This is a genomic window from Acinetobacter sp. UBA2581 (assembly GCF_002339435.1).
Classification (GTDB): Bacteria; Pseudomonadota; Gammaproteobacteria; order Pseudomonadales; family Moraxellaceae; genus Acinetobacter; species Acinetobacter variabilis.
Window position 1 is genome coordinate 1 of sequence record NZ_DDLD01000050.1, and the last position, 26,563, is coordinate 26,563.

The 26,563-nt window shown below is 43.3% G+C and carries 23 protein-coding genes; 12 read left to right on the plus strand and 11 right to left on the minus strand.

Translation table 11 applies throughout. The features are described from left to right. Positions 1-590: 590 nt before the first annotated feature. Together rpsO and pnp are read left to right on the plus strand one after the other, a co-directional pair. Complete coding sequence (gene rpsO, locus B3Q46_RS05830; RefSeq protein ID WP_004637724.1) at positions 591-860, plus strand: 30S ribosomal protein S15; 270 nt, start codon at positions 591-593, stop codon at positions 858-860. A gap of 249 nt (positions 861-1,109) precedes the next feature. Further along, positions 1,110-3,197: a polyribonucleotide nucleotidyltransferase gene (gene pnp / locus B3Q46_RS05835; protein ID WP_171505581.1), complete on the plus strand. Its 2,088-nt coding sequence runs from the start codon at positions 1,110-1,112 to the stop codon at positions 3,195-3,197. Positions 3,198-3,358: 161 nt separating this feature from the next. Here pnp and B3Q46_RS05840 read toward each other — a convergent pair whose 3' ends face one another. The 8 genes from B3Q46_RS05840 to B3Q46_RS05875 form a co-directional block, all read right to left on the minus strand. Beyond that, on the minus strand, positions 3,359-3,622 hold the full coding sequence (locus tag B3Q46_RS05840) for a YdcH family protein (RefSeq protein ID WP_004781728.1): 264 nt from the start codon (positions 3,620-3,622) through the stop codon (positions 3,359-3,361). A 93-nt stretch (positions 3,623-3,715) separates the two neighbouring features. Then, positions 3,716-4,045 carry a chaperone modulator CbpM gene (locus B3Q46_RS05845; protein WP_286713947.1) on the minus strand — a complete coding sequence of 110 codons (330 nt, stop codon included), beginning with the start codon at positions 4,043-4,045 and terminating at the stop codon, positions 3,716-3,718. 511 nt (positions 4,046-4,556) lie between these two features. Then, on the minus strand, positions 4,557-5,018 hold the full coding sequence (locus B3Q46_RS05850) for a DUF2147 domain-containing protein (RefSeq protein ID WP_286713948.1): 462 nt from the start codon (positions 5,016-5,018) through the stop codon (positions 4,557-4,559). A 188-nt stretch (positions 5,019-5,206) separates the two neighbouring features. Beyond that, positions 5,207-5,668 carry a DUF2147 domain-containing protein gene (locus tag B3Q46_RS05855; protein ID WP_005232479.1) on the minus strand — a complete coding sequence of 154 codons (462 nt, stop codon included), beginning with the start codon at positions 5,666-5,668 and terminating at the stop codon, positions 5,207-5,209. A 278-nt stretch (positions 5,669-5,946) separates the two neighbouring features. Then, complete coding sequence (locus tag B3Q46_RS05860) at positions 5,947-6,396, minus strand: DUF2147 domain-containing protein (protein WP_159123420.1); 450 nt, start codon at positions 6,394-6,396, stop codon at positions 5,947-5,949. Positions 6,397-6,610: 214 nt separating this feature from the next. Continuing rightward, entirely contained in the window at positions 6,611-7,486 is an 876-nt protein-coding gene (gene hslO / locus B3Q46_RS05865) for an Hsp33 family molecular chaperone HslO (protein ID WP_004781734.1), read from the minus strand. 50 nt (positions 7,487-7,536) lie between these two features. After that, complete coding sequence (locus tag B3Q46_RS05870; protein ID WP_005232476.1) at positions 7,537-9,393, minus strand: cation:proton antiporter; 1,857 nt, start codon at positions 9,391-9,393, stop codon at positions 7,537-7,539. Positions 9,394-9,466: 73 nt separating this feature from the next. Next, entirely contained in the window at positions 9,467-11,689 is a 2,223-nt protein-coding gene (locus B3Q46_RS05875) for a primosomal protein N' (protein WP_005232475.1), read from the minus strand. Positions 11,690-11,838: 149 nt separating this feature from the next. Here B3Q46_RS05875 and gspF point away from each other — a divergent pair, with 149 nt between their 5' ends. The 3 genes from gspF to B3Q46_RS05890 all read left to right on the plus strand — a co-directional run bounded on the left by gspF (position 11,839) and on the right by B3Q46_RS05890 (position 14,231). Continuing rightward, on the plus strand, positions 11,839-13,044 hold the full coding sequence (gspF, locus tag B3Q46_RS05880) for a type II secretion system inner membrane protein GspF (RefSeq protein WP_005232474.1): 1,206 nt from the start codon (positions 11,839-11,841) through the stop codon (positions 13,042-13,044). 69 nt (positions 13,045-13,113) lie between these two features. Continuing rightward, the gene (gene gspG / locus B3Q46_RS05885; protein WP_005232473.1) at positions 13,114-13,611 is read left to right on the plus strand and encodes a type II secretion system major pseudopilin GspG; all 498 of its coding nucleotides are present in this window, start codon (positions 13,114-13,116) and stop codon (positions 13,609-13,611) included. A 284-nt stretch (positions 13,612-13,895) separates the two neighbouring features. After that, positions 13,896-14,231: a hypothetical protein gene (locus B3Q46_RS05890; RefSeq protein WP_005232472.1), complete on the plus strand. Its 336-nt coding sequence runs from the start codon at positions 13,896-13,898 to the stop codon at positions 14,229-14,231. Between the two features lie 151 nt (positions 14,232-14,382). On the opposite strand, the gene lnt is transcribed toward B3Q46_RS05890, so the two are convergent. Together lnt and B3Q46_RS05900 are read right to left on the minus strand one after the other, a co-directional pair. Beyond that, complete coding sequence (lnt, locus tag B3Q46_RS05895; protein WP_005232470.1) at positions 14,383-15,942, minus strand: apolipoprotein N-acyltransferase; 1,560 nt, start codon at positions 15,940-15,942, stop codon at positions 14,383-14,385. Continuing rightward, a complete protein-coding gene (locus tag B3Q46_RS05900) occupies positions 15,939-16,778 on the minus strand; it encodes an HlyC/CorC family transporter (protein WP_004781742.1) in 840 nt (279 codons plus the stop codon). The genes lnt and B3Q46_RS05900 overlap by 4 nt, the downstream gene beginning before the upstream one ends. Before the next feature lie 201 nt (positions 16,779-16,979). Here B3Q46_RS05900 and tusA point away from each other — a divergent pair, with 201 nt between their 5' ends. The 4 genes from tusA (at position 16,980) to B3Q46_RS05920 (ending at position 21,836) form a co-directional block, all read left to right on the plus strand. Next, positions 16,980-17,240 (plus strand): sulfurtransferase TusA, encoded by a 261-nt coding sequence (tusA, locus tag B3Q46_RS05905; protein ID WP_004781744.1) that lies wholly within the window; start codon positions 16,980-16,982, stop codon positions 17,238-17,240. A 244-nt stretch (positions 17,241-17,484) separates the two neighbouring features. Then, positions 17,485-20,274, plus strand: a complete 2,790-nt coding sequence (locus B3Q46_RS05910) for a type VI secretion system Vgr family protein (protein ID WP_005232468.1) — start codon at positions 17,485-17,487, stop codon at positions 20,272-20,274. Continuing rightward, entirely contained in the window at positions 20,271-21,389 is a 1,119-nt protein-coding gene (locus B3Q46_RS05915; protein ID WP_005232466.1) for a hypothetical protein, read from the plus strand. The genes B3Q46_RS05910 and B3Q46_RS05915 overlap by 4 nt, the downstream gene beginning before the upstream one ends. 18 nt (positions 21,390-21,407) lie before the next feature. Beyond that, complete coding sequence (locus B3Q46_RS05920; RefSeq protein WP_286713949.1) at positions 21,408-21,836, plus strand: hypothetical protein; 429 nt, start codon at positions 21,408-21,410, stop codon at positions 21,834-21,836. Positions 21,837-21,946: 110 nt separating this feature from the next. On the opposite strand, the gene B3Q46_RS05925 is transcribed toward B3Q46_RS05920, so the two are convergent. Next, the gene (locus B3Q46_RS05925) at positions 21,947-23,659 is read right to left on the minus strand and encodes an electron transfer flavoprotein-ubiquinone oxidoreductase (protein ID WP_005232462.1); all 1,713 of its coding nucleotides are present in this window, start codon (positions 23,657-23,659) and stop codon (positions 21,947-21,949) included. Between the two features lie 187 nt (positions 23,660-23,846). Between B3Q46_RS05925 and B3Q46_RS05930 the strand changes: the two genes are divergently transcribed. The 3 genes from B3Q46_RS05930 to B3Q46_RS05940 all read left to right on the plus strand — a co-directional run bounded on the left by B3Q46_RS05930 (position 23,847) and on the right by B3Q46_RS05940 (position 26,530). Next, positions 23,847-24,458: a DUF1285 domain-containing protein gene (locus tag B3Q46_RS05930; RefSeq protein ID WP_005232460.1), complete on the plus strand. Its 612-nt coding sequence runs from the start codon at positions 23,847-23,849 to the stop codon at positions 24,456-24,458. Positions 24,459-24,507: 49 nt separating this feature from the next. Next, on the plus strand, positions 24,508-25,386 hold the full coding sequence (murI, locus tag B3Q46_RS05935) for a glutamate racemase (RefSeq protein WP_034580337.1): 879 nt from the start codon (positions 24,508-24,510) through the stop codon (positions 25,384-25,386). A gap of 115 nt (positions 25,387-25,501) precedes the next feature. After that, positions 25,502-26,530 (plus strand): DUF4062 domain-containing protein, encoded by a 1,029-nt coding sequence (locus tag B3Q46_RS05940; RefSeq protein WP_005232456.1) that lies wholly within the window; start codon positions 25,502-25,504, stop codon positions 26,528-26,530. The last annotated feature ends 33 nt before the right edge of the window (positions 26,531-26,563 follow it).

Consider the following 26,563-nt stretch of genomic DNA (forward strand, 5'->3'; position numbering starts at 1 on the left):
TCAATGCGTAAGTCCTATATAAGTGTAATATTTTGCAAATTTCGATGACAATTTTGTACGCAATGGCTTACAGCGAGTGAGGATAAATGCCTCTATGAGCATTTCGACAATATGGCAAAATCTACCACACAAGGAAGTTATTTTTAGTCAGGAAGATTTGAAAATAATAAAGCGTAAAACGCACTAAAAAAAACAATAAATAAAAAATGATAATAGAAGAAACTACAGCGCGAAAAAGCCCGAGTTTACTCGGGCTTTTTTTTATCATTTATTTCTAAGCGCGACCAGAAATATTTTAAATATAAAAAGATCAGTTAATTTCTGCAGTTATCTAAACAGCTATTCGTAAGCCAGATCAAGTCCAATTCCTGAAATTATGTGTAAATTGAACCATATGGGATTTCTTCATATCAGTAAATAAGCAAAGACATCTGGCAGCTAAAACTATCAAAATTCATGATCTATTTTTGCAATCTGACGCAATTTCCCTTAAAATATGCAACTTGCTGTAGTGATGCACGGCAGTCAATGTATTGAATTCTCATTACTTTGATTTTTATCAAGATATATAAGCATCTCGGAGAAATCGAATGGCTTTAACAAACGCAGATCGCGCAGAGATCATTGCTAAATTTGCTCGCGCTGAAAACGACACTGGTTCACCAGAAGTTCAAGTAGCTCTTTTAACTGCTCAAATCAATGACTTACAAGGTCACTTCAAAGAGCACAAACACGACCATCATAGCCGTCGCGGTCTGATCCGTATGGTTAACCAACGTCGTAAGCTTCTTGACTACCTAAATGGTAAAGACCACGGTCGTTATGTTGCATTGATCGGTGCTTTAGGTTTACGTCGTTAATTCGATTTAAACTTTATTTTCGGGTTTATTGCATGCCTTGTGCTTTATTGCTGAAAACTAAAGTCGGTTTAGCCTTTGGCTAGATCAGGGGAAGGGGCGAATGTTCGCTCCTTCTTTGTGTTTAAAAATAGTGTTTATTTCTGGTGAGGTCGGCTTCTAAGCTTTGTCATTTACCCGTCCATTTGGACGTGAATGCCAAACCTTAGGGGTCTCCACTAGAATAAAATCAGGAAAAAATAAAACATGTCGATGTTTAATATTGTTCGTAAAGAATTCCAATTTGGTCAACATCAGGTTGTCCTAGAAACAGGTCGTGTTGCGCGTCAAGCCAATACTGTATTGATTACTATGGGCGGCGTAACTGTATTGGTTGCTGTTGTTGCTCAACCAACTGCTAAAGCAGGTCAAGACTTTTTCCCACTGACTGTTAACTATCAAGAAAAACAATACGCAGCTGGTCGTATTCCTGGTGGTTACGGTAAACGTGAAGGTCGTGCATCTGAAGCTGAAACGCTGATTTCACGTCTGATCGACCGTCCAATCCGTCCATTGTTCCCAGAAGGTTACTATAACGAAATCCAGGTGACTGCGACTGTTGTATCTTCTGACAAGACTATGGAAGCTGACATTGCAGCAATGCTGGGTACTTCTGCAGCACTTGCGATCGCAGGTACACCATTCCGTGGTCCAATCGGTGCGGCACGTGTGGGTCTGATCAACGGTGAATACGTTCTAAACCCAAGCTTTGAACAATTGAAAGAAAGTGATCTTGATCTTGTCGTTGCAGGTACGGAATCTGCAGTACTGATGGTTGAATCAGAAGCGAAAGAACTTTCAGAAGACCAAATGCTGGGTGCAGTATTGTTCGGTCATGATGAAATGCAAATCGCGATCCAAGCAATCAAAGAATTCGCGACTGCAGCTGGTGCGAAAGAATCAACTTGGGTTGCTCCTGAGAAAAACGAAGACCTTCGTGCAAAACTGAAAGAAGCATTCGAAGCGAAAATCTCTGAAGCATATACCATTGCGGTGAAACAAGACCGTTATGCAGCACTTGATGCACTTCAAGCAGAAGCACTCGCTCAGTTCGTTCCAGAAGGCGACGAAACTGGTCTTGCTGATGACGTAAACGAATTATTTGAAGATCTTAAATACCGTACCGTACGTGACAACATCCTGTCTGGTAAACCACGTATTGATGGTCGTGATACTAAAACTGTTCGTGCCCTTGATGTACAGGTTGGCGTATTAGACCGCGCTCACGGTTCTGCATTATTCACACGTGGTGAAACTCAGGCATTGGTAACTACTACTCTGGGTAATACTCGTGATGCGTTGATGGTAGATACCCTGGCCGGTACTAAAACTGATAACTTCATGCTTCACTACAACTTCCCTGCATATTCTGTAGGTGAAACAGGTCGTGAGTCTGGTCCTAAACGTCGTGAAATCGGTCATGGTCGTCTGGCTCGTCGTGGTGTTCAAGCTGTGCTTCCAGCAGCTGACCGCTTCCCGTACGTGATCCGTATCGTATCTGACATTACTGAATCTAATGGTTCATCTTCAATGGCGTCTGTATGTGGTGCTTCTCTATCATTGATGGATGCCGGTGTTCCACTTAAAGCACCAGTTGCGGGTATCGCAATGGGTCTGGTGAAAGAAGGCGAACGTTTCGCAGTTCTTTCTGACATCCTGGGTGACGAAGACCATCTTGGTGATATGGACTTTAAAGTAGCGGGTTCTGCCAACGGTATTACTGCGCTGCAAATGGACATCAAGATCGAAGGTATTACTGAAGAGATCATGGAAGTTGCATTGAACCAGGCTTATGCAGGTCGTATGCACATCCTGAACGCGATGAATCAAGTGATTTCACGTGCTCGTCCAGAAATTTCTATGCACGCGCCGACTTTCCAAGTGATCAACATCAACCCTGACAAGATCCGTGACGTGATTGGTAAAGGTGGTGCGACTATCCGTCAAATCACTGAAGAAACTAAAGCTGCGATTGACATCGAAGATAACGGTACAGTACGCGTATTTGGTGAAACTAAAGCTGCTGCACAGGCTGCGATTGCAAAAATTCAGGCGCTGACTGCTGAAGTTGAGCCGGGCACTATTTACACTGGTAAAGTGATTCGTATCGTTGAATTCGGTGCGTTCGTGAACATCCTGCCAGGTACTGACGGTCTGCTTCACATTTCTCAAATCTCTAACGAACGTATTGCCAACGTGGCTGACGTATTGAAAGAAGGTCAGGAAGTGAAAGTACAGGTTGCTGACGTTGACAACCGTGGTCGTATTAAATTGACAATGAAAGACATCGAACAAGCATAATTCGATTACTTTTAAGTCTGAAAAAGCCCGCATCATGCGGGCTTTTTTATTTGGACAGATTCTTTATTTAAGAACCGAAATACATTTAATAATCACATTCTATAAAAATAGATGATTAAACCTTATATGGAAATACGCTTGGTTGAGAAATTTGTTCCCATTCAGGTAAGCGGATCGGCTTCAGAGTTTTTCAGCATGCGATAAATCTCGTCTTTTAATTTCAGTTTTTTGCGTTTAATTGCATCAATATCATCGTTGATATGATTGACCGGATCGAGTTCAAGCTGGCTAATCTGTTTGTCCAATTCGCTATGTTCCTCAAACAGTCGGGCAAAGTAAGGATTTTCCTCACGTAATTGCACAATTAAATCACGGTATTCTGGGAACATATATTTGATCTTTTTATTGCAGTCTTTGGTTTTCATAGGGATATTTATCACTCAAAAAATAAAAGAAAAAAGCAAAATATGCCCTAGTCCGCATTGATCTAACTCATGCAGACCGGACATTAAAGGGCATTACTTGAAATGCAGATGTTTCACCTCACGACGTAATTCCTGCACTTCATCAATCAGATCCAGCATCATGGCAACGGCACTAAAGGAAGCATCAAAATCACGCTGCAAACGGTAAGCGCGTTGTGCACGGGTGATATCTTCCCCGAGGAAGGTACCAGGAGGCGTTTTAGAACGGTTCGGCAAAATTCCATGTTCAATAAGTTGCATTACCCATTCCGGACTTTGGCCACATGCTTCAGAAAAGTGGAACAAATCAAAGGTACGATCATCCATGATTTCAGAGGGGATATAACCGTTGGAAAAGTTTTCTCTATATTGAATTGTAGTCATAGCTCTACTCCTTAAACAGCCAGGCTTGAGACATTCAGAAAGGAAGGTCGTCCTGAAGTAGGGGAATGCCATAATATTTTATGGCCGCTGCGCTGTGCCCTAACGGTATGGGATGCTAGTTGAACCAGCATCCTGCCTAGAAGAGGAACTCCTATCCTATGGAAATCCTGCTTGAACCTGAACAGCTCAGTCTGAGCAGGAAAACAAAGATCTAGGCGGGCATCTGTTTTTATAGTTTTATCTGTCATTTGCAAACCATCCTCTGTTTGCAACACACATTTACCCATGCCTATCAATTGAGGAATACATGTTGCATAGATACTCTGTTCCAGAGTCCGTAGCAGATTGAATTGCAGCTGAAGATAGATCATTGTGTGAATAAAAAATAACCGTCTTCAATTCATTATTATGAGTTTGGGCTAAGGGAAACAGTTTTTATTTGTACTTAATTGTTTCAAATCATAACCATTAAAAAAGCCCCTGAAACAGGGGCATGGAAAACTGACAAAAATTAGTATTTTATCCAGGTCACACTGCGTCCAATAACCGAAACGCCTACATAACCACGCAGGGTCAGACGTTTGCCATTGGCGCTTAAACGCGCTTTACCTTTGTAAACTTTGCCGCTGATTGGATCAAGTACCTTGCCATCATGGAATTCGCGAGGTTTTTTTGGGTCTGCCTTAAAATCCCAGATAAATGGCAAGCCAATAAATGGTTTATTCTTAAGCTGTCCTGGGCATTTGCTACAGATTCCCAGTTTTTCTGCACCTGGCAGGCTGCGAGTTTCTACGATAATTCCCTCATAGCTACCATCTGGTTTTTTGCGGATTTCAACATCAGCACGAGAATAACCGGATTGATCATCGATAGTCTTCCATTTCCCCAGTAGTGGATCTTCAGACGCAAGGCTTAAACCTGCTGCTGTTGCTAATGTGATCCCCATCATTAAGCGACTTAAAATTTTCTTCATAACATGCCTGTTGATCAATGATTATTCGTATTAGATTTATTACTCTAATTTATTCATAAAATGTAACAAAATCAATAGCGTAAAATGTGATGAGATTGGCATAAAATTAATAAATTCATGTGAATTATCACATGACCTAAAAATAAAAAAGCTCCTAAGGAGCTTTTCTTAATAATCTGAATTCGAAACTAGTTTTTAATCCAGGTCATATTGCGTCCGACCGGTGCACCTTCAGCACGGCTATGAATGACGAGATGCCTGCCATTATTTTTCAGGCGGGCACGGGCCTGATAAAGCTGTCCAGAAACCGGGTCGAGCAGAGTGCCGTTAATAAATTCATTGCTATGGTCGGGATGACTACTCAGTCCCTTAAGCATTGTGAGTCCGATGAGCGGTTGATCTTTCAATGCACCTTTGCATAGGGTGCAAGTTTGCTGTCGAGCTGCCCCTGGAATCTCACGGACATGCACAATTTTGGCAATATAGCGATCCTGAGCATCCTTACTAATCACCACATCTGCCAGGGAATAACCGGTACGGTCATCAATGGTTTTCCAGTGGCCAAGTAATGGGTCACTGTTGGCGAAAGCAGATAGACTGATGGTGCTTGCTGCTGTAAGAATGATAGAACAAAGCAGTTTGAATCTCATTGCCACATTACCCCATGTTATTGAAAATATATTTAATTTCTTAAAGGCATAAAAAAATTATGGGATTAATATAGCGTGAAAAATACACTAAATACCAGTCAATAATCACATTAAATTAAGAAAAATGAATATGAGTTAAAATTTACGTTCATTCATCCTGATGAGGGTGGGTGAATATTTTTGTGATAAGGAGTGAGATAAAGATAATGATTTTAAGCTGTCCAAGCCTTTGATCTGGTCAGACAGCTTACAGATGAGAATTTATAAAAACATGAGATTTACTCGACTTTCACCCAAGACACTGTACGTCCGAGCATGGGTGTACCTACATAGCCACGAAGCGTTAGCACATTGCCTCGGGAATTCAGCGTTGCCTTACTTTTATAGATATTGCCGGTTAGTGGATCGAGAATTGAACCATTAACGAATTCATTTTTCTTTTCTGGATTTGGTTTTAGACCTGATAAGACAGATAGACCCAGAATAGGTACGTCTTTCAGTGCCCCCTTACATTTAGAGCAATGGGTATGTGCAGGACGATTTGGAATAGCATGGATACGAACGACTTTACCCTGATAAGTACCATCATTGAGTTTACTGATTTCAACATCAGCACGTGCATAGCCTGTTTTGTCATCAATGGCTTTCCATGTCCCCGTGATTTCGGCTGCATAGCTGAAGCTCTGCACAGCACATAACATCACACCCATTAAATATCGAAATTTCATTTAAAATCTTCCACTTATTTTTTTGATTTTTTTACTTTGAAAATACCGTTGATCTTCTGATTCTATCGGTGTGCAAATTTTAATCATGTGGCAAGCTTGAAATTAAGTACATTTGTCTTTTTATATGAGAAATTTTGGTCAATATTTTATGAAAATATAAAATGAAAAAAGCACTCAATATTGAGTGCTTTTTTGAGCCGAACAGGGGAGGTTATTAACTGAGGTGTTCACCAAACAGGCTCAAAGCTTCTTCAGCCGTAAAAATATAACGGCTATTACAGAACTGACAGTCCATCTCAATTGGATTCTGGAATTCTAAAGTTTCACGAACCGATTCTACACCAATCTGCTGTAAGGCAATCGCACAACGTTCTTTAGAACAGGTACAGCCAAACTGCAAATGTTCTACTTCTGGTAAGCGCACTTCTTCTTCGTTATATAAACGATAGAGAATTTCATTGGCCTCCAGAGTGACCAGTTCTTCTGTTTTTAATGTTTCAGTCAGCATGGTCAGACGTGGCCATAAGTCTTCATCGACACGGCGTTGTTCTTCTTCACTGTTACGCGGTAGCAATTGAATCAGCAAACCACCTGCACGGTTGTTGTCACTGGCCAGCACGATACGTGTCGGAATCTGGGCAGACAGGTCATAATATTGCATTAGACAGCCAGCCAGATTTTCCTGATCAAGCGGAACAATACCCTGATAACGCTCACCAAATTCAGGCTCGATATTGATAAACAGCACTGGATTAGTCAGTGATTTTAAAACTGTGCTGCTATCTTCTGCTGCCTGAAAGTGTGGATCTTCTTCGTAATCCGCCAGTGCACGTACTTCACCGCGATGGTTACATTCAGCCATTGCCCATTTAAATGTGCCTGAAGCCTGAATTTGCAGGCTGATACGCCCTTTAATTTTCAGGGTGCTGGCCAATAGTGCAGTGGCGCTCAGCATTTCACCTAACAGGATTTTTACTGCAGGCGCATAGTCACGCTGGGCCAAAATTGTTTGTAAAGCTTCTTCAAGATGCACCACTTCACCACGAACAGGGCTATCTTCAATAAAAAAGCGTTGGCGTAAATCAGACATAAAATTCTCCATAACCCTGCTTTAATGGTGGCATTATTGTAAAACACAAGTTATGCCAGATCATCTCTTATGGCATCAATTCCTGAAGCGTTGTTGTCCTGTTGCGTGTCCGTATCCTGTTCTGGTATTTTTTTTAGCTGATCCTGAGCAAAAAGATACTCCAGTTCTGCCAGTGTATTCCTTGAGCCTGCAGAATTAAACGGGCTCTCCGTATCCAGATGAAATTGACGATTGAGCAGGTTTTCATCGTGAGTATGAAACTCATGGATCTTTTGTTGCGCCTGCTCTTCAGACAGTCCGCTCAGCTGACCTAGCAGACACTGACTGAGTTCTCGTGCAGAAGCATAGGTTTCTCGCCAGATTCGTTCCACGCCCAGCTCCTGAAGTAGATGGACATGATGCCGGTCACGTGCCCGTACCCATAAAGACATATCAGGATAATTTAATCGCAGATGCCGGACGGTCAGCAGTGAATCTTCAATATCATCAATGGCGACAATCACATGCTGAACCGTATCCAGATGTGCCTGAGCTAAAGCCTCTGGCTCAGTCGCATTGGCCTGATAGAAGGTAATACCGTAAGAGGTGAGCAATTCAGTTGCTTCGATATTGCTGTCCATGACACTGAATTTTTGTTGCTGTTGCAGCAAAATACGGGTAATGATCTGGCCAAAACGGCCAAAACCGATTAATAAAATTGGTGCAGTATTTGGTGGAAGGCTTTCAATGTCAAAGGTCGCTGCCAAATGATTTTGCCGATCCAGTCGTGGCAGAATCTGGTTATGTAATAACCAGTAAAATGCCGGTGTGAGTAGCATGGATAAACTTGCCATCCACATCAATGGGGAGAGCAGGGTTGGAGTAATGATCTGCTGCGAAAGTGCAATGATGAGTGCCAGAAAAGCGAACTCACCACTTTGTGCCACACTGGCGGCGAGTAGCGTACTGTTGCGCCAGCTATGTTGATAATAACGTGCCAATCCTAAGGTAATCGCAAATTTAATCAGGATCAGCGAAAGTGTTCCGGCAATAATCAATACGGGTTGCGTCAGTATATCGGCAAACTGCAATGACATGCCCAGGCTGATAAAAGCCAGCCCAATCAATAATCCGCTAAAAGGCTGCAGACTCTTTTCGACCGAAATCCGGAAATCAGAATCAGCCAGTAACATGCCAGCAAATAATGCCGCGAGGTACAGATTCAATCCCAGCGTATCCATCAGGACTAGTAAGCTCAGGAAAATGACAATGGCAACAATGCTATGCAATTCATGACGACCACTTTTGGCAATCCAGCGATAGAGCGGCTGCATGAAATAGCGGTTACATAGAAATAAGCCAGTAAAGGTAGCCATCATGGCAGCAAAATAAGCTATGCCATGTTCTGTTGAACTGACCCCAGCAAAAAGCGGAATCGCTGCAATGATAGGAATTGCAATCAGTGCATGAATCAGGGTGTTGGCATAAGCGGATTGACCATAACTGGTCGCCAGTTGTTGCTGATTATTTAAAAACTGGGTCACCAACGTCATGGCAGAGAGGCTGCCGGCCAGTCCGATGACAATGCTGGAAACCAGATGCTGATCGAGAAAGAACCAGGCCAGCAGGCTCAAAATCAGGGCCGTGCTCAGTACCTGTAAAATGGCCATAAACCACAGGGGTTGCCCAAGCTGAAGAATTCGTTGTGGTCTGAGTTGCAGACCAATCCAGAACATCAGGGCTAACAGGCTGATTTGAATAAAAGTCTGCATCACCTCAGGAGCAGAGATCAGCGCTAAGGCACTCGGCCCAATGATTAAACCTGTCAGTAAATAGCCCAGCACTGTTGGCAGTCTGAGTTTATGGCTCAGTGGCACCATTAACAGTGCAATCGCCAGAACCAGCGCTATTTGTAACAGTATCGACATTTTTCCGCCTTAAATTTTATTTTCATCCAGTCTTAAAGTTGAGCCTTTATCAAATGAAGATGGTCTCAATATTTTAGCTGAGTTCTTGTGGATCGATATCCAGTGTCAGCTTCATATTGGATGGCTTATCCTGTAACAGGTTTAGCCACCAGCTACGGACATAATAATGCAAACGGGCACGGTCTGCGGACAATAGCACCATATGAGATTGATAGCGTCCGGCCTTGCGTTCCATCGGGGCAGGAATGGGACCCCAGATGTCCAGCACCAGATCGGGATATTGCCTGAGCAGGGCAGCATGTTTCTGTAAGAATTCGGTATTTTGTGCCTGATCTTTGGATTCACAGCGAATCAGCACGGCATAACGAAAAGGAGGCATCTGGGCGATTTGCCGTTCGGTCAAAGTCTGCTTGGCAAAGGCGCGGTAATTTTCAGTGACTAAGGTATTCAGCAGCGCATGATCAGGTCTTAGGGTCTGTAAATATACATCCCCTTTATGTTCCCCACGTCCTGCACGACCTGCGACCTGTACGATCAATTGTGCTGTACGTTCTGTGGCCCGGAAATCGACACTGAGCAGACCAGAATCGATATCCAAAATTGCAACCAGCGTGACATAAGGAAAATGATGGCCTTTGGCCAGCATCTGCGTGCCGAGCAGAATCGCAGGCTCACTTTTCTGGATCTTGTCATAGATCTTTTGCCAACTACCCACCCGGCTGGTCGAGTCGCGATCGACCCGGATCACTTCAGAATCTGGAAAAAGCTCATTCAGATGTTCTTCAACTTTTCCAGTGCCCATGCCTAAAGTGGCCAGCTCCTGATGCTGACATTGCGGGCATTGTTCAGGCATACGATGAATGGTGCCACAGTGATGACAATGCAGATGCTGATAAGGTTGCCGATGCACAGTGAAATTGGCATCACAGTTCGGACACTGCGCCTGCCAACCACAACTGCCACAGATCAATACGGGTGCATAACCACGACGATTCAGAAAAATGAGCACCTGTTCTTTTTTGGCCAGGCGTTTTTTGATTTCTTCAATCAGATGCAGGCTGATGCCATGCTGCTTTGGCGCGACTTTTAAATCCAGAATATGGATTTTTGGCATCAGCGCTGTACCCGCGCGTTGATTCAGTTCCAGTACCTGCATTTTACCTTGCTGCACCAGTGCATAACTGTCAATGCTGGGTGTTGCCGAACCCAAGAGTACTGGACATTGCTGTAAATGTCCCCGGTACAATGCCACATCACGGGCATGATAGCGAAAGCCTTCCTGCTGTTTAAAAGACAGGTCATGCTCTTCATCCAGAATGATCAGGCCCAGATTCGGCATCGGTGTATAAATCGCAGAACGGGTGCCAAGCACAATGGAAGCTTTACCGGTTTCAGCGGCTTGCCAGGCTTGTAAGCGTTTACTGTCATTCAGGCCAGAGTGAAGCAAGGCAATATGACAATGGAAACGGGACTGAAAGCGGCTAATCGTTTGTGGCGTCAGTCCGATTTCAGGCACCAGTACCAGTACCTGCTTGCCCTGTTTCAGTACCTGTTCCATGATCTGAAGATAGACTTCAGTTTTACCGCTGCCAGTCAGGCCATCGAGTAAAAAGGCCTGATATTGCTTGCGGTATTTCAGCACTTGCTGAATCGCATGTTTTTGTTCCGGATTGGCCGTTAATGGCATCTGGGCCAGTTGTACAGGTTGCGGGCTAAAATCCTGTGCTTCCAGGACACATTCGCAAATCCCTTTTTTTTCGAGCGCTTTTAAAGTCGCTGTTTCTATTCCGGCCAGATTTAAGAGATTCTCAGTTGTTCCCACCGGATGCAGTTTTAGAATCCGATAGGCTTCCTGTTGCCTCTCGGAACGGCGAACCTTGGCTTCAGCCTCATGATCCAGCAATTTCCAGTTTCGGGCCAGCAGGTTATAAGGTTTGCCCTGACGCAATAAGGTCGGCAAAGCAGTCTGGATCACTTCCCCGATAGGAAACTGGTAATACTGTGCTGACCAGGTCAATACACTTAAAACCTGGGAATTGATAATGGCACGGTCATCTAAGAGCTCGGTGATGGCTTTCAGTTTGAAGCTCGGATCAATCGGAGCATCTAGCGGTAATTTTTCAGTAATCACGCCGACCAGATTTTGCCGGCCAAAAGAAACCGCGACTCGGGCACCCACTTCTGCCTGCTGATATTGTTCCTGACTCAAGCTATAGTCAAAACAGTCAAACAGATGCACCGGCACTGCAACACGAACACGATAAACAGGGGCAGTAACGGGAACAGAATTTGGCATAGTAACAGAGTGGGTCCTGATGAAATTTCGTCGTGCTCAAAGTTCAGTTATGTTAGAGTGAGCAGATAATTTATATTGAAGAATATGAATGATTTTGATGGTCTGACGCAACAGCGTTAAGCAAAATTTTGGAAAATTAGAGCATTACAATGCCTGCATATCAGTTTACTGCGCTTGACGCTTCAGGGAAGCAGCAAAAAGGCGTGCTTGAGGGGGATTCAGCACGACAAATCCGGCAACAGCTTCGGGATCAGGCGCTGATTCCGGTGTCCGTAGATCCGGTTGAGAAAAAAGACCAGTATTACCGTCGCAAATGGTTTGAAAAAAGCATCACTGCCTATGATCTGGCCCTTATGACCCGGCAACTCTCGGTACTGGTCGCTGCCGCAATTCCGCTAGAAGAAGCCATTCGCGCCGTCGGCAAGCAGAGCGAAAAAGTTCATGTGCAAAATCTGCTGATGTCAGTACGCTCCAAGGTGCTGGAAGGGCATAGCTTGGCTCAGGCACTGCAACAGTCTGGACGTTTTCCGGAACTGTATATTGCCACTATTGCGGCCGGTGAACGTTCTGGCCACTTGGATTTGATTTTGGATCAGTTAGCCGACTATACCGAAAACCGCTTCGCCATGCAGAAAAAGATTCAAGGGGCGATGATCTATCCGATTATTTTGCTCTTGATGTCTTTTGCGATTGTGATGGGTCTAATGACCTATGTGGTACCGGATATCGTCAAGACCTTTGATCAAAGCAAAGATGCCTTGCCGTGGATTACAGTGACTTTAATGAAAGCCAGCGATTTTATCCGGATCGCCTGGCCATTTTTGTTGATAGGGAGTGCGGCAAGTATTTTTCTGCTGGTACGTTTTTTAAGAACGACCGCTGGGCATTATGCTTTTGATCGTCTAACTCTGAAACTACCTTTATTCGGAAAATTATCACGTGGCATTAATGCTGCCCGTTTTGCCAGTACCTTATCAATTCTAACCCAGTCTGGTGTGCCACTGGTGGATGCCTTACGCATCGGAGCAGCGGTAAGTAATAACTGGGTGATCCGGGATTCGGTTAATCTGGCTGCTGAAAAAGTCACTGAAGGGGGGAACCTGGCTACCCAGCTGGAACGTAGTGGTTATTTCCCCCCGATGATGGTACAAATGATCAAAAGTGGCGAAGCCTCGGGGGAGCTGGATCGTATGCTGGAACGGGCATCGACCATGCAGGACCGTGAAGTGACCACGCTGATTTCGACATTACTCGCGCTTCTGGAGCCGCTGATGCTAGTACTTATGGCCAGTATTGTGCTAGTAATTGTGATCGCGGTGATGCTGCCAATCGTGAATATGAATAATATGATTTAAATAACATGTGTAACGTCTACGAAGAATCGAAAGTGCCTGAACTTTCTAAAGATGAATGAGAGATATTGAATGAAAAGGAATCCAAATCAAGCCATAGACCCTTCAACTACAGCTGTTGAACCTACCGTACGTGTGAGCCAGTTACGTGCACATCGTGCCTCAGGTTTTACCCTGATTGAAGTAATGGTGGTTATTGTTATTCTCGGTGTGCTTGCGGCCCTAATTGTTCCAAATGTAATGGGACGCGGTGAAAAGGCTAAAGTGGATACCACAGTCATCAAATTGCAGAGTATTGCGGGTTCACTGGATCAATATAAGCTGGACAATGGCAAATATCCAAGCATGCAGGAAGGTGGTCTAGATGCACTGGTAAATCAGCCGGCAACAGCGAAGAACTGGCTGCCAGGTGGCTATGTGAAAGGGGGTTATCCGAAAGACAGCTGGGATAATGACCTGCAATATGTGATTCCAGGAACCAATGGTCGTGCTTTTGATTTGTACTCTTTTGGTGCCGATGGACAGGCAGGTGGCGAAGGAACTGATGCTGATATTTATTACCAACCTTAATTGATAATTATTATAAATTAGTGAGTTATTGAATATATCACTTCACTTGATTGGTTGTTTCAATACTAGGTGAAGTGATAATAACTCTCAATCATAAAATATAATATAAGTAACTGAATTTAATAATATTAGTATAATATTAATGATTTGATAGTTATAATAAGAATTATTCCCATATTTATCTATTACAATTATCGTAAAATGTGAATAAATATAGCCTTTCTATTTACAAAAAATAGCTCATAATATTCTTAATGGCCCTTTTTTAGCCAAAGGAGAATGGTATGAAAGCATTAATATTGTCGGATGAAATAAACCAGTTTCATTGGTCGATGCTGAAATCTGTTCTTTTGGTTTTAAGCATTCTTCCAGCCAGCCAGGGAATTTTGCATTTATGGCAGACCACTGAAGGCAGCAGCCAGATTATGGTTGGTTTCTTTGCCATTAGCATGATGAGTACCTTATTCGTACTATGCTTCTGGTCAGCATTAAAAGCATCGGTCGTACAGTTTGAACAGGAACAGGCCTCTGCATTTGAAAATGGTATTGTTCAGATCTATCGTTATATTCCAATGTTGTCACTGGCGAGCATGTTGTCTTATCTGGTGATCCAGTTTTAATAACATATAGATAAAAAAACCGAGGCATGAACCTCGGTTTTTTTATAGTTCCTCCCTTTTAAAAAGGGAGGCCGGGAAGGATTTAGAAAATTAACTCCCTCTTGCGCCATATATGGATCACCTTTTGCAAAGGGGAAACTTTTGAGAGAAATTATCTTCTCGACTTAAAGCTGATATCCACTTTACGTGGACGGAAGCGCCAGCCCAGCAATAAGAGCAATACGGAGAAAATCAGCACTGGCCAGTCGCTGAGTTTCATATAGAGCGTTTCACCCTGCATGGCGGGGAGCTCACCGCGGAGTATAGCTTCTTTATCCATAGGTGCACGTTTCACAATATGACCATTGTGGTCGATGAACGCGGTTACCCCGGTATTGGTGGCACGAATAAACCAGCGACCATTTTCCTTGGCCCGCATTTGCACCATCTGTAAATGTTGCTGTGGACCGGCAGTGCCGGTAAACCAGGCATCATTAGATACGGTCACCAGAAAATCGCTTTGGCTTGCATTACGACGAGTCAGGTTTGGATAAGCCACTTCATAGCAAATTGCCGCACCTAGAGGATGGTTTTTCACATTTAATGGTTTCTGGATATCCGCACCACGCGAAAAACCACTTACCGAAGGGTCGTTTTGCAGAGCTGGAAGTACCCAACTGAGTGCGCCAGAGAGTGGAATGTATTCTCCAAAAGGCACCAGACGCTGCTTCTTATAAAGTCCACTCGACTCATCACCAGTGGCCATGATGCTATTGTAATATTTTGGCGTGCCTGCTTCCTGTGACTCAGCCAGATCCCAGAACGGAATACCTGTGACCCAAGCTGTTCCAGATTTTTCTGCCTGAACTTTCATCGCATCCAAAAAAGGCTCAATGTCGGTCTGGAACATCGGAATCGAAGATTCTGGCCAGACAATCAGGTCACGTCCCCATTCGGTCTTGCTCAGATTGGCATAGATCAGCAGGGTTTTTACCTGATATTCAGTTAACCATTTCAGGTCCTGGGGGATATTGCCCTGGATCAGAGAAACAGTGAGCGGCTTTTCATTTTTTTCTTGCACAAAAGTCAGTTGTGCTGCGCCCCAAGCACCCAATAACAAGAGTGCAGAAGGAACGATCCAGAAGACCCGTTTACTTAAGATTTCAACCAGTGCACAGGCCAGAACAATCACTACAAAGGACACCCCAAATACACCAAATAAAGGCGCATAGGCATCCAGATAAAGCTCAGTAAAAGCATAACCTGCAAATAACCATGGGAAACCGGTAAATACCCAGGTTTTGGCCCATTCAAAGATCACCCAAAGTGGTGCGAAGGTAAGAGGTGTTTCCGGGAAAAAACGACGATAAATAAAAGTCTGAAGCGCAGTAAACAGTCCCATGACGATCGCCATGATCAGGATCATGATTACGCTCAGGAAAGCACTGGTATCGCCATATACATGAATAGAGGTATAGAGCCAGAATGCACCCACAAACCATAATCCAATCCCATAAGCCCAGCCAATGCCAAAGGCCTGTTTCGCACTACGACCACGGACGCAAGCATACAGTAAGGCAGGAGAGAGAATCGCCAGCCACCAGTAATGATAAGGTGCCAGTGCCAGGCTAAAAATAGCGCCGGCAAATAAGGCAATCAATACGGGATAAATCAGGGCTAACTGCTTTTGCTGCTGGGCTGGATTTAATAGCTTATCGAAATATGCTCTCATTGGCGCACAGCTCGAATTAAACGAATAGAACGTGAATCTGCCTCAAGAATGGTAAATTGCCAGTTTTCCAGTTCAATCGTCTGACCTTCCAGATCATTTACCAAACCAATTTCTTGTAATAACAAACCGCCCATGGTTTCAACTTCATCATCGGAGAAATTGGCATCCAGCATATTGTTAAAATGCTCGATTGGTGTCAGCGCTTGTACTACCCATGTATTGGCTGTTTTCGGGTCTTGGTCTGGAACAATATATTGTGCTTCTTCATCAGCAATATCATGTTCGTCTTCAATTTCACCCACAATTTCTTCGAGAATATCTTCTAGGGTCACCAGACCTGAAGTTGTACCGTACTCATCAATCACTACCGCAATATGAGTCTGGGTATTTTTCAGCATACGTAGAACCTGATCCGAACGCGCACTTTCCGGCACAAACAGCGGCTGACGCATCAAGGCACGAATATCGACTTTGGAAGAAGGCTCGGTCAGGAAAGGAAGCAGATCTTTGGCCAGCAAAATACCAACCACATTATCCGGTTGGTCAGATGAGAACACAGGGAATCGCGAATGCGCAGATTCAACTAAAACATGCAGAATTTCCAGAAGTTGGTCATCTTCCTGCAAGCTAATCATGGACGTTCTTGGCGTCATGACTTCACGAATTTTGGTGGCTGGCAGATCCAATACGCCTTCCAGCATTGCAACAGTATCGGGTTCTAAAAATCGACGTGAATCTTGTACTAATTTTAGCAGTTCGTCGCGAGTTTCGGGTGCAGTTCCCAGCCATTTACGTAAGCCGCGCATACCCCACGACGGGCCTGATTCCTCGTGCATGATCTTTCCTAAAGACTCTTAATATCTAAAAAAACGTGATTTTATCATACCGCAGAAAATACGCTTGTCTATTGTAATTATGCTGCGCAGACTTGATCGCGCGGGTCAGTATGGTTTTGTGAATTGGTTCAAAGCGCGGGCTGCAATGCGATAGCCGCTTTATGCTAAAATAAGGCTGATCTTGAATTCCTGAGTCTGTCGATGTCTGAAGCCGAAATTACGCCAAGCCTGCAATTGAATACCCGTGGATTACGCTGCCCTGAGCCAGTCATGATGTTGCATCAAGCCATCCGTAAGTCTAAAGCTGGTGATGTAGTTGAAGTTTTTGCTACGGATAATTCAACTTCCTGGGATATTCCAAAATTTTGTATGCACCTTGGCCATGAACTGCTGCTTCAAGAAGAACGTCTGGATGAAAATGGCAATAAAGAGTTCCATTATCTGGTGAAAAAAGGCGGTTAAGAGATTTTTTGGGTAGATGAGTGATTCATTTGCCCATATTTTTGAAAGATTAAAATGAAAAGAAAGCTATTTTTTTTGAATACTTGATCTGCTTGAAGTTCCTGACTTTCAGAAAATAAAAATTTGATATTAAAGCCTCTTCCAGAATTACAGTGATGAATCGGAACCATGGCCAGACCAATGAATCTAGGCTGGATATAAATAATTCACTATAATGCCGCAAAAATATTTATAACAATTAAAAATGATAAAAAATCATATCGCTCAAGTATTAGAGCAATTGGGTCTTAGCGCACAGAAGCGTGCTTTGCTTGTTCAGTTTTCCCATCAAAAACTTAATTCTGAAGTTTTTCTGCAACGTATTGATGGCCAACATGTCCTGAATCAGGGACTAAAAATTGAGCTGATTTGTGTGTCGACTAATACCTTGATTCCCCTTAAAGAATTTATTGGAATTCAAGTAGCGATAGATCAGGTCACAGATCAAGGACAGTTATTTCGCAGTTCCGGAATTATTACGGCAGCAACTCAGGGACAGAGTGATGGTGCATTAGTGCTTTATAAACTCACCTTGGAAGATGCAACGTCGCTATGGCATAAACGCCGTAATAGTCGTGTGTTCATGGACAAGAGTGTCCGAGAGATTACTGAAATCTTATTCAAAGAATGGCAGGGTAAGAGTCCATTATTTGCGGCTGCACTCAAGCTGGATTTATCCGGTTTGCAGCAAACTTATGATGTGCGTCCTTTTACTATGCAGTTGAATGAAAGCGACTATGACTTTTTAACCCGTTTATGGCGTAGTGAGGGGATTAACTGGCTGATTGATGAGTCTGAGCTTATAATTGTGCATTCATCTGCACCGATTGCAGCACAAAAGCTTAGATTAATTGATGACAATAGCCACTACCAAGCTTTAAGCCGCAGGGCGATCCGTTTCCATCGTTCCAGTGCGACTGAACAAGAAGATAGCATGACCAGTTTTATTGCAGAACGACAGTTGCAGCCGACCGCTGTACATATCCAGCGCTGGCATGCCGGTCGCTTGAATCAGGAAGAAGGCATAGGTTCAGTACAAAGCAAGCACCAGCAGAGTCAGGTTCAGGATAATGCCAGCCTGGCATTGGAACAAGGCTGGAACATCAGTCCGGCATGGATCACTGATCTCAGGCATGCAGATCAGGCAACTCTAGCCTCGGATGCACAAATCGAGAAAATAAACCAAAATTTGCAGTATTTCTATGATGCACAGGCCAAACAATTTTTAGCAACATCCACGGTACGTGATGCCCAAGTGGGTTACTGGTTTCGGCTGGATCAGCATCCTGAAATTGACCAGCATCCAGCAGTAGATAAAGAATTTTTAATCATCTCTAGGAAATTTTATAACCAAAATAATTTGCCTAAAGACTTAAATGAGCAGGTTCATGCTTTAATTCAGCAAAGCTGTTGGCAGATGACAGAATCCAAGGACGCAGGTGAGCGTCAGGCCAACCAGCTAGTCTTGCAACGTCGCCATATTCACTTGGTTCCTGAGTATCAACCTTTATTGCAGCGGCCACAGGCCTATCCGCAATGCGCCAAGGTAGTCGGGCCAGAAGATGAAGAAATTTATGTGGATGAATGGGGGCGGATCAAAATCCGTTTTCTGTTCACTCGTCCGGATGACCATGCTCACGATGGTGGCGCAGGCAGCAATGACAGTGATACAGATTCAGCCTGGGTAGATGTTCTGACCCCGTGGGCAGGTATAGGTTATGGGGTCCGTTTCTTGCCACGCATTGGTGAAATTGTGGTCGTCGACTTTTTTGATGGCAATATTGATCGGCCTTTTGTGGTAGGTCGGATTCATGAAGGCCAACGTTCTCCGACGAAGTTTGATCAAAAAGGACAACTACCAGATACCAAAAAACTCAGTGGTATTCGCTCGCAAGAAGTACAGGGGCAAGGCTTTAACCAGTTACGTTTTGATGATACGACTGGCCAGATCAGTATACAGTTACATAGTAGTCAAGCTGCCAGTCAGCTCAATCTGGGTAACTTAAGTTATTCAAAAGAACAGGCTGAAAATGAAGGACGGGGTGAAGGCTTTGAACTTAGAACTGACCAATGGGGTGCAGTCCGTGCAGGTAAAGGGTTATTGATTTCGGCTCATAAACAGCAAGCCGCAGACGGTTCACATATGGATGCTGAACCAGCGAAAAGCCAGCTTGAATCAGGCTTGCAGATGAGCCAGGCGCTAAGTGATGTTGCTAAAAACCAGCAAACTGATCCGCTTGAAATCTTTGAAAATTTAAAAAGCTTTATTGAGAAAATTGAACAGCAAGATCAAGACAAGGCAGCTGCCTTTAAACAGGCAATTATGATTCTGACAGCACCAAAATCCATTGCGCTGAGTACCCAGCAGGATATTCATTTGTCTGCGGAGGGTCAAATTAGCCACCAGTCAGCGGACAGTATTAATTTAAGTTCGCAGAAAAATATTATTGGGCATGCCTCTTCTAAAGTCAGTTTGTTTGCAGCCCAACAAGGCTTAAGAGCTTATGCCGCAAAAGGCAAAGTTGAACTACAGGCGCAAAATGATGGGATGGATATTATTGCACGCAAAGGTATCAAAACTATCTCCACTGAAGATCAGATCGAAATTACAGCAGCGAAGGAAATTGTTTTAACTGCGGGCGGTTCTCAAGTTGAGATCAGTAGTGCCGGAATTTTGCCGATGACGGGTGGTCAGTTTGAGATGAAGGCAGGGCAGCATCAATTTTTATCAGGGGAAAAGACAATACATGATATTCCCTATCTTCCTGCCTCATATAATAGTTCCTATATTTTAGAGTTCGATGTGCGACATAAAATAGACAATAAATTATTAGAAAGCTCTCCAAATTTTAGTCTTATTGATTCTAAGGGGAATGTACGAACAGGAGAGGTTCCCAAAGATGGAATTATTAGAATTACTTCAGAAAATAAAGAAGAAAAATATACGGTTATGGTGCATAAATACGATGCAGAGATATCGGAGTTAGAAGAATGACTTATACGGCTCGTTTAAAGGTATCCTGTGATAATAAAGACCTTTTATCAAAATTAAGCTATACCTTACTAAATACGACAACTCAAAAAAGTTATGGAGGAAAAATTGGTCCGAATGGTTGTACCAAAATCTATAATTGCAATAAATTAGATTTAATCTTTGTAGAGTTAATTTTAAATAATTCAAAAATTGCCAGAGTGCGTGTTCCCGCACTAGAAAATGGCGAATTTAATAAATCGATATATAAATTAAAATCAACTACAGGTACAACAAAAAAAGCAGAATCAAATAAAGTACCTGTTAAAGTTAAAAATGAATTAGAAATAGCACTTGAAGCCTTACATGGTACAGCACTTTACTTTAGTAATAACTTTTTAGATCATGATAGCTCCTTAAGAATTGCTTATATGAAAGCAATTAAAAAAATGAGTCATGATTACTTAAAGGATGTTGAAAATGGAAGAATGACTGTAAAAGATGCTTCGAAAGAGGCTCATACATTAAGAAATGATATCTTAGAACAGACCAGGAAAAAGAATTCTCCAATCGCGTTAGCAGTATCACAAAAAGAAAAAATAGCGGCTAAAAGCTTAGATCAATTCTTAGAATATTATGCATTGAAATTAAAAGATCCTGATAAATGGAAAAGACTGAAAGATCAGTCAAGACAAACCTTAGATCATTATGTAAAAGCATCAACAGGTACAAGAAATTCATATTTTCAGGCGCTTTCAACAGCAGATAAAAATAAAGTTTTTTATAGTGTAGTTAAAGGATCAGGGGCATCCCATGGAACTTTTGATAAAGCAGCAAAGTATATGAAACCACTAGGCAGAGTAATTGTCGTTATTTCAATTTCCTATGCTTGGTATGAGATTTTTTCAGCTGAGAATAAAGAAAAGGAATTTTATAAAGAAGCCGCAACCATAGGCTCAGGAGTGGCAGCTGGCGCTGTGGGTGGTGCTATTGCAGGAGGAATTTGTGGCCCCGGGTCTCCCATATGTTCAACAGTGGGGGTAATAATTGGCGGTCTAGCGGGAGGCTATGGAGCATATAAATTAGTTGAAGCTTATGATGAAGAGTTGGAAGCTTTTACAGAATGGACTTTATTTTAATTTCAGTAGGTAGCCTGTATGTTTAAGTTTTTAAAAAGGTTAGTAAGAAAAGAAGCTAATAAAAATTTAGATACGAGTAATTATAAAACTAAAATTAAAAATTTTAGCTTAGAGCATGATCAGATTGTGAGCGTAAATATAGATGATGTAATAATAAAAATACCTTATACAGACATAGTAAGGATATCTATTATGGTTTATGAGGAAGATTTACTCCCTCAACCAATCTGGACTGTGCAAACAATAAAAGACATTATTGATATACCGAACGAATTAAATAATACAGATAAATTATTTTTTGAGGTTCTTAATAAAAAATTAGATGGTTACAACTCAATTCAAACCCAAGAAGAAATATTAAAAGCTATGAATTGTACCCATAACAGCCTATTCCATATTTGGCAGCGCCATGATGCAGATAAAATATTTAAATCTATTAAATACTAATTTTTTCTTGTACAAAAAAATTAAATGATGCGTATTTCATAATCTTATAAATATAAAAAAGCCTCTAAAATAATTAATTATTTTAGAGGCTTATGCAAGATAATTAAGCATTACATATTCGGGTAGTTCGGGCCACCGCCACCTTCCGGTGTTACCCAGGTGATATTCTGAGATGGATCTTTGATGTCACAGGTCTTGCAGTGCACACAGTTCGCTGCATTGATCTGGAAGCGTTTGCTGCCATCATCATTTTCCATGATTTCGTAAACACCTGCCGGGCAGTAGCGCTGTGCAGGCTCATCCCATTTCGGCAAGTTGACATCTACTGGAATCGAAGCATCGGTCAGTTTCAGGTGCGCAGGCTGGTTTTCTTCATGCACCGTATTCGATACAAACACAGAAGACAGACGGTCAAAGGTCAGCTTGCCATCCGGTTTTGGATAGTTCGGCTTGAAGTTCACTGCATCGACCGTTTTCAGAGTTTTAAAGTCTGGCACTAAATCATGGAGCGTGAACGGCACTTTAAATACGTTCTGGTCGATGAAGTTGAACGCTCCACCCATCCATTGACCGAACTTGTGCATTGCCGGGCCAAAGTTACGTGCGCTATATAGCTCTTCTTTCAGCCAGCTGTTGTTAAACTTGTCTGTATAAGATGTGAGTTCTTTCACGAAGAAGTCTTCGCCTTCGGTCACACGTGCAATCGCCAGGTCACCACCTTTTTCTACACCGGCAGCAATCGCTTCAAAGACTGCTTCACCACAAAGCATGCCGGATTTCATTGCAGTGTGTGAGCCTTTGATCTTGGCAAAGTTCAGGAAACCCGCATCATCACCGATTAAAGAACCACCCGGGAAGGTAAATTTCGGCAGAGAGTTAAAACCACCTTTAGTTACGGCACGTGCACCATAAGAAATACGTTTACCGCCTTCCAGATATTGCTTGATCAGTGGATGGGTTTTCCAGCGCTGCATTTCCATGAATGGATACATGTGTGGATTTTCATAAGACAGATCCACGATCATGCCTAATGTCACCTGGTTGTTTTCAGCATGGTATAACCACCAGCCACCTGAAGAACCGGTTTCAGATAAAGGCCAGCCCGCACCGTGCATTACCAGACCTGGTTTGTGTTTCGCTGGATCAATTTCCCACAGTTCTTTAATCCCGATACCGTAGTGCTGCGGATCAGCATCTTTATCCAGGTTGAATTTCTGGATCAGGCGTTTACCTAAATGACCACGGCAGCCTTCAGCAAAAATCGTATATTTGGCATGCAGCTCATAACCTGGCGCAAAGTTATGCGTCGGTTCGCCATCTTTGCCAATCCCCATATCACCGGTTTGGATACCTTTCACCGTACCATCTTCATGATACAGAATTTCTGAAGCAGCAAAGCCCGGGAAGATCGATACTTCCAGTTCTTCAGCTTTCTGGCCTAACCAGCGCACCACATTACCGAGTGAGATGACATAGTTGCCATCATTGTGCATGGTTTTAGGCACCATCCAATGCGGTGCTTCTTGTGATTTTTCATCTGAAAGAAGGAAGAAAGTTTTATCTTCTGTCACAGGAACATTTAAAGGCGCACCTTCTTCTTTCCAGTTCGGGAATAGTTCGTTCATCGCACGTGGTTCAAGCACAGCACCTGAAAGAATATGAGCACCGACTTCGGAGCCTTTTTCTACGACACAAACGGACAGATCATTTAAATTGTTTTCAATTGCAAGTTGACGGATCTTGATTGCAGCAGACAGGCCGGCAGGACCCGCACCTACGATCACAACGTCAAACTCCATCGATTCACGTTCGATGTGTTCCATGTAGGACTCCTCATATTTCTATTCGGTGGCAACCATAATCGGATGATTGGGTGCTGCCATGAGTGTTCTGAATTCCTAGACACAAAAATAGTAGTGTCTTTAAGCATCTGGGCTAGTATAGTTTTAAACCCAGGTTAAGCCAATTGGCTGAAACATATTATTTTTCCGTCATTAAGGTCTTCTTTATATGAATAAGTCAGCACCCGAGAAAAATCCGACGAAAAAAGTAGCTTCTAGCGATGATAAAAATTTAATGGATATCGCACAATACTTAAAAGATGCACAGGGCAGTCACAAAAGGTCAATCCCGCCTTTGGAGCAATGGCAGCCAAAGCATTGTGGGGCAATGGATCTCAAGGTTTTGGCCAATGGAGAATGGTGGCACGAAGGTCAATTGATCAAGCGTCAGCCGATGATAGACCTGTTTTCAACGGTACTCTGGAAAGAAGAAGGAAAATTCTATCTAAAGACGCCGGTTGAAATGATTGAAATCGAGGTCGAAGATGAACCTCTGTTTGTAAATCAGGTGGATCAGGTCGAGATTGAAGGCAAGACTTACCTGCAACTAACCACCACAACTCAGGACATCATTATTGTCGATAGCGAACATCCTATCTTTATGCGTCAGTATCAGGATGAATTGCGCCCTTATGTGCATGTCCGTTTTGGAATCAATGCGCTGCTTCAGCGGGCTGCTTTTTTACATCTGGTGGAGATGGGCGAGCTTGGTGAAAATGCTGCTGGAGAGACGGTTTTAAGCTTGAAAAGTGGTGATTTAGACTTGCATTTAAGCACCTGAGGTTTAAGCTTTGTCGCAAGGTCATTTGAAACAAGCAACTAGCAACGTTATGAGCGCTATCCAACCGATTTATCCCTTAGTAGATCCCATGCCCAAAGCCAGTGCTGATGCGCCTATCGGGATTTTTGATTCTGGTGTGGGAGGGCTATCGGTTGCTTTGGAAATTGCCCGGTATTTGCCCGATGAACGCTTTGTTTATTATGCCGACACGGCTTACGTACCTTATGGGCCCCGTAAAGATCAAGAAATCCGTGACCTGACTGCGCGAGCGATTGAATGGCTGTATCGTGAAGGCTGTAAAGTTGCAGTCGTCGCTTGTAATACCGCTTCTGCATTTAGTCTGGATTATTTACGTGAGCATTACGGCGAAAACTTTCCGATCATCGGACTGGTGCCAGCGCTCAAACCTGCAGTCCTCAATACCCAATCCAAAACGGTGGCCGTCCTGGCCACACCTGCAACCTTTCGTGGACAGCTGATTAAGGATGTCATGACCCGTTTTGCCGAGCCGGCACAGGTCAAAGTGATTCCGGTGACCTGTCTGGATCTGGTACCTTTTGTAGAAGCCGGTCAGCAGATGAGTCCTGAGTGTCTGGCGACATTAACTCAGATTTTACAACCGGTTGTTGATCAGGGCGCTGATTATTTAGTGCTAGGATGTACACATTACCCCTTCCTAAAATCGTCAATTCAGTATATTTTTGGTCAAAAGCTGACATTAATTGACTCAGGATTCGCGGTTGCGAGACAAACGGCCCGAATTTTGATTAAAAATGGGTTATTATTTGAACATGAGTGCAAGGACAGTCTAAAAATCCGACTTGTGGTTAGTGGTCAAAATGCTGAACAGCTCCAGCCGATTTTAGGGCATCTGATCCCAGTCGATATTAAATGGCAGGTCAGCAATATGGAGACAGAAGTCAGCTAGGCGACCGTCACTCATCTTATAATTTTGAAAGATATATTTTTATACTGGGGTCGTCATATTGTGTCAGGGCAGGGTCTAGCCGGTCAGATCAATGTGCAGTAAAAGAGGATAACCAATGCTCGATAAACGTTATCAGGTGTTTATCTCCACCTCTGGTGCAGAAATGCAGCCAGAGCGGATCATCTTGTCACAAACTTTGGTCGGCATGGGTTTCTTTTCCTGGGGGCTGGAACAACGTACTCCTTTAAATACTGCATTTGCGCGTCGCCAGATTGATGACTGTGATTATGTGGTGATTCTGCTGGGTAGCCAGTATGGCGAGCAGTCGGTTTCCGGTGTGGGTTATATGCACCTGGAATACATTTACGCTGTGACCAAGCAGAAACCGATTATTGTGTTTATGCATGAAGATCCGGCCTCACGTGATCCTTCATTGCACGATACCAAACCTGAATTACAGGAAAAATTTAAAGAATTTCGTCAGTTATTGCAGCAGGAAGCTGATCAGGTCTTTTGCTATCGCACCCTGCGCGATCTGGAAATGGCGGTACGTTTGAACATGCCGCAAATGCTGGAACGCTATCCGGTAAGTGGCTGGGTACGTCCGCAGAATACTCAAGCCTTGCATGACGAAATTGACCAACTCAAAGCTAAAGTGGCCCAACTGGAACGAGACGGCGGTACCCGTGAAGTAGACCCTTTCCTGAGCCTGCCGAAAGTATCTATGCATGAAGTTTTCTCCTTCGAATACCGTATGCATGCTTATCAGGATGGTAACTTTAAAGAGCTGAAAGTTCAGAAGAGACTGACCTGGGCACAATTGCTGGCTATTCTCGGCTCTACATTCATTAATCCGACGCCGGAGGAATTTTTCTCCAAGCATATGAATGAGTATTTGAATGAAACCGGTCTGGAAGATGCACGAGCGGAAATGCCGCGCGCGCATGCTGTAGCCCGTGCCCAGATTAATATTCGCGCCTTGCATAGCCTGAAATTGCAAATGCGCCAGAATGACTGGATTGTACCGTCAGGCCGTGATGACCGTCAGCGTCTGCTTTGGCAGATTACGCCTAAGGCACAAAAACTGCTGGACAGTAACTTGCTGGATAAAGATCGTACTTTTCAATATAAGTCAGTGTATTAATCCATATAGAGAATAAGTAAAAAGCTGTTAAAG

Coding starts and splice junctions, on each gene's coding strand:
- rpsO (WP_004637724.1), top strand. CDS start 591: ATGGCTTTAACAAACGCAGATCGCGCAGAGATCATTGCTAAATTTGCT.
- pnp (WP_171505581.1), top strand. CDS start 1,110: ATGTTTAATATTGTTCGTAAAGAATTCCAATTTGGTCAACATCAGGTT.
- B3Q46_RS05840 (WP_004781728.1), bottom strand. CDS start 3,622: ATGAAAACCAAAGACTGCAATAAAAAGATCAAATATATGTTCCCAGAA.
- B3Q46_RS05845 (WP_286713947.1), bottom strand. CDS start 4,045: ATGACTACAATTCAATATAGAGAAAACTTTTCCAACGGTTATATCCCC.
- B3Q46_RS05850 (WP_286713948.1), bottom strand. CDS start 5,018: ATGAAGAAAATTTTAAGTCGCTTAATGATGGGGATCACATTAGCAACA.
- B3Q46_RS05855 (WP_005232479.1), bottom strand. CDS start 5,668: ATGAGATTCAAACTGCTTTGTTCTATCATTCTTACAGCAGCAAGCACC.
- B3Q46_RS05860 (WP_159123420.1), bottom strand. CDS start 6,396: ATGAAATTTCGATATTTAATGGGTGTGATGTTATGTGCTGTGCAGAGC.
- hslO (WP_004781734.1), bottom strand. CDS start 7,486: ATGTCTGATTTACGCCAACGCTTTTTTATTGAAGATAGCCCTGTTCGT.
- B3Q46_RS05870 (WP_005232476.1), bottom strand. CDS start 9,393: ATGTCGATACTGTTACAAATAGCGCTGGTTCTGGCGATTGCACTGTTA.
- B3Q46_RS05875 (WP_005232475.1), bottom strand. CDS start 11,689: ATGCCAAATTCTGTTCCCGTTACTGCCCCTGTTTATCGTGTTCGTGTT.
- gspF (WP_005232474.1), top strand. CDS start 11,839: ATGCCTGCATATCAGTTTACTGCGCTTGACGCTTCAGGGAAGCAGCAA.
- gspG (WP_005232473.1), top strand. CDS start 13,114: ATGAAAAGGAATCCAAATCAAGCCATAGACCCTTCAACTACAGCTGTT.
- B3Q46_RS05890 (WP_005232472.1), top strand. CDS start 13,896: ATGAAAGCATTAATATTGTCGGATGAAATAAACCAGTTTCATTGGTCG.
- lnt (WP_005232470.1), bottom strand. CDS start 15,942: ATGAGAGCATATTTCGATAAGCTATTAAATCCAGCCCAGCAGCAAAAG.
- B3Q46_RS05900 (WP_004781742.1), bottom strand. CDS start 16,778: ATGCACGAGGAATCAGGCCCGTCGTGGGGTATGCGCGGCTTACGTAAA.
- tusA (WP_004781744.1), top strand. CDS start 16,980: ATGTCTGAAGCCGAAATTACGCCAAGCCTGCAATTGAATACCCGTGGA.
- B3Q46_RS05910 (WP_005232468.1), top strand. CDS start 17,485: ATGATAAAAAATCATATCGCTCAAGTATTAGAGCAATTGGGTCTTAGC.
- B3Q46_RS05915 (WP_005232466.1), top strand. CDS start 20,271: ATGACTTATACGGCTCGTTTAAAGGTATCCTGTGATAATAAAGACCTT.
- B3Q46_RS05920 (WP_286713949.1), top strand. CDS start 21,408: ATGTTTAAGTTTTTAAAAAGGTTAGTAAGAAAAGAAGCTAATAAAAAT.
- B3Q46_RS05925 (WP_005232462.1), bottom strand. CDS start 23,659: ATGGAACACATCGAACGTGAATCGATGGAGTTTGACGTTGTGATCGTA.
- B3Q46_RS05930 (WP_005232460.1), top strand. CDS start 23,847: ATGAATAAGTCAGCACCCGAGAAAAATCCGACGAAAAAAGTAGCTTCT.
- murI (WP_034580337.1), top strand. CDS start 24,508: ATGAGCGCTATCCAACCGATTTATCCCTTAGTAGATCCCATGCCCAAA.
- B3Q46_RS05940 (WP_005232456.1), top strand. CDS start 25,502: ATGCTCGATAAACGTTATCAGGTGTTTATCTCCACCTCTGGTGCAGAA.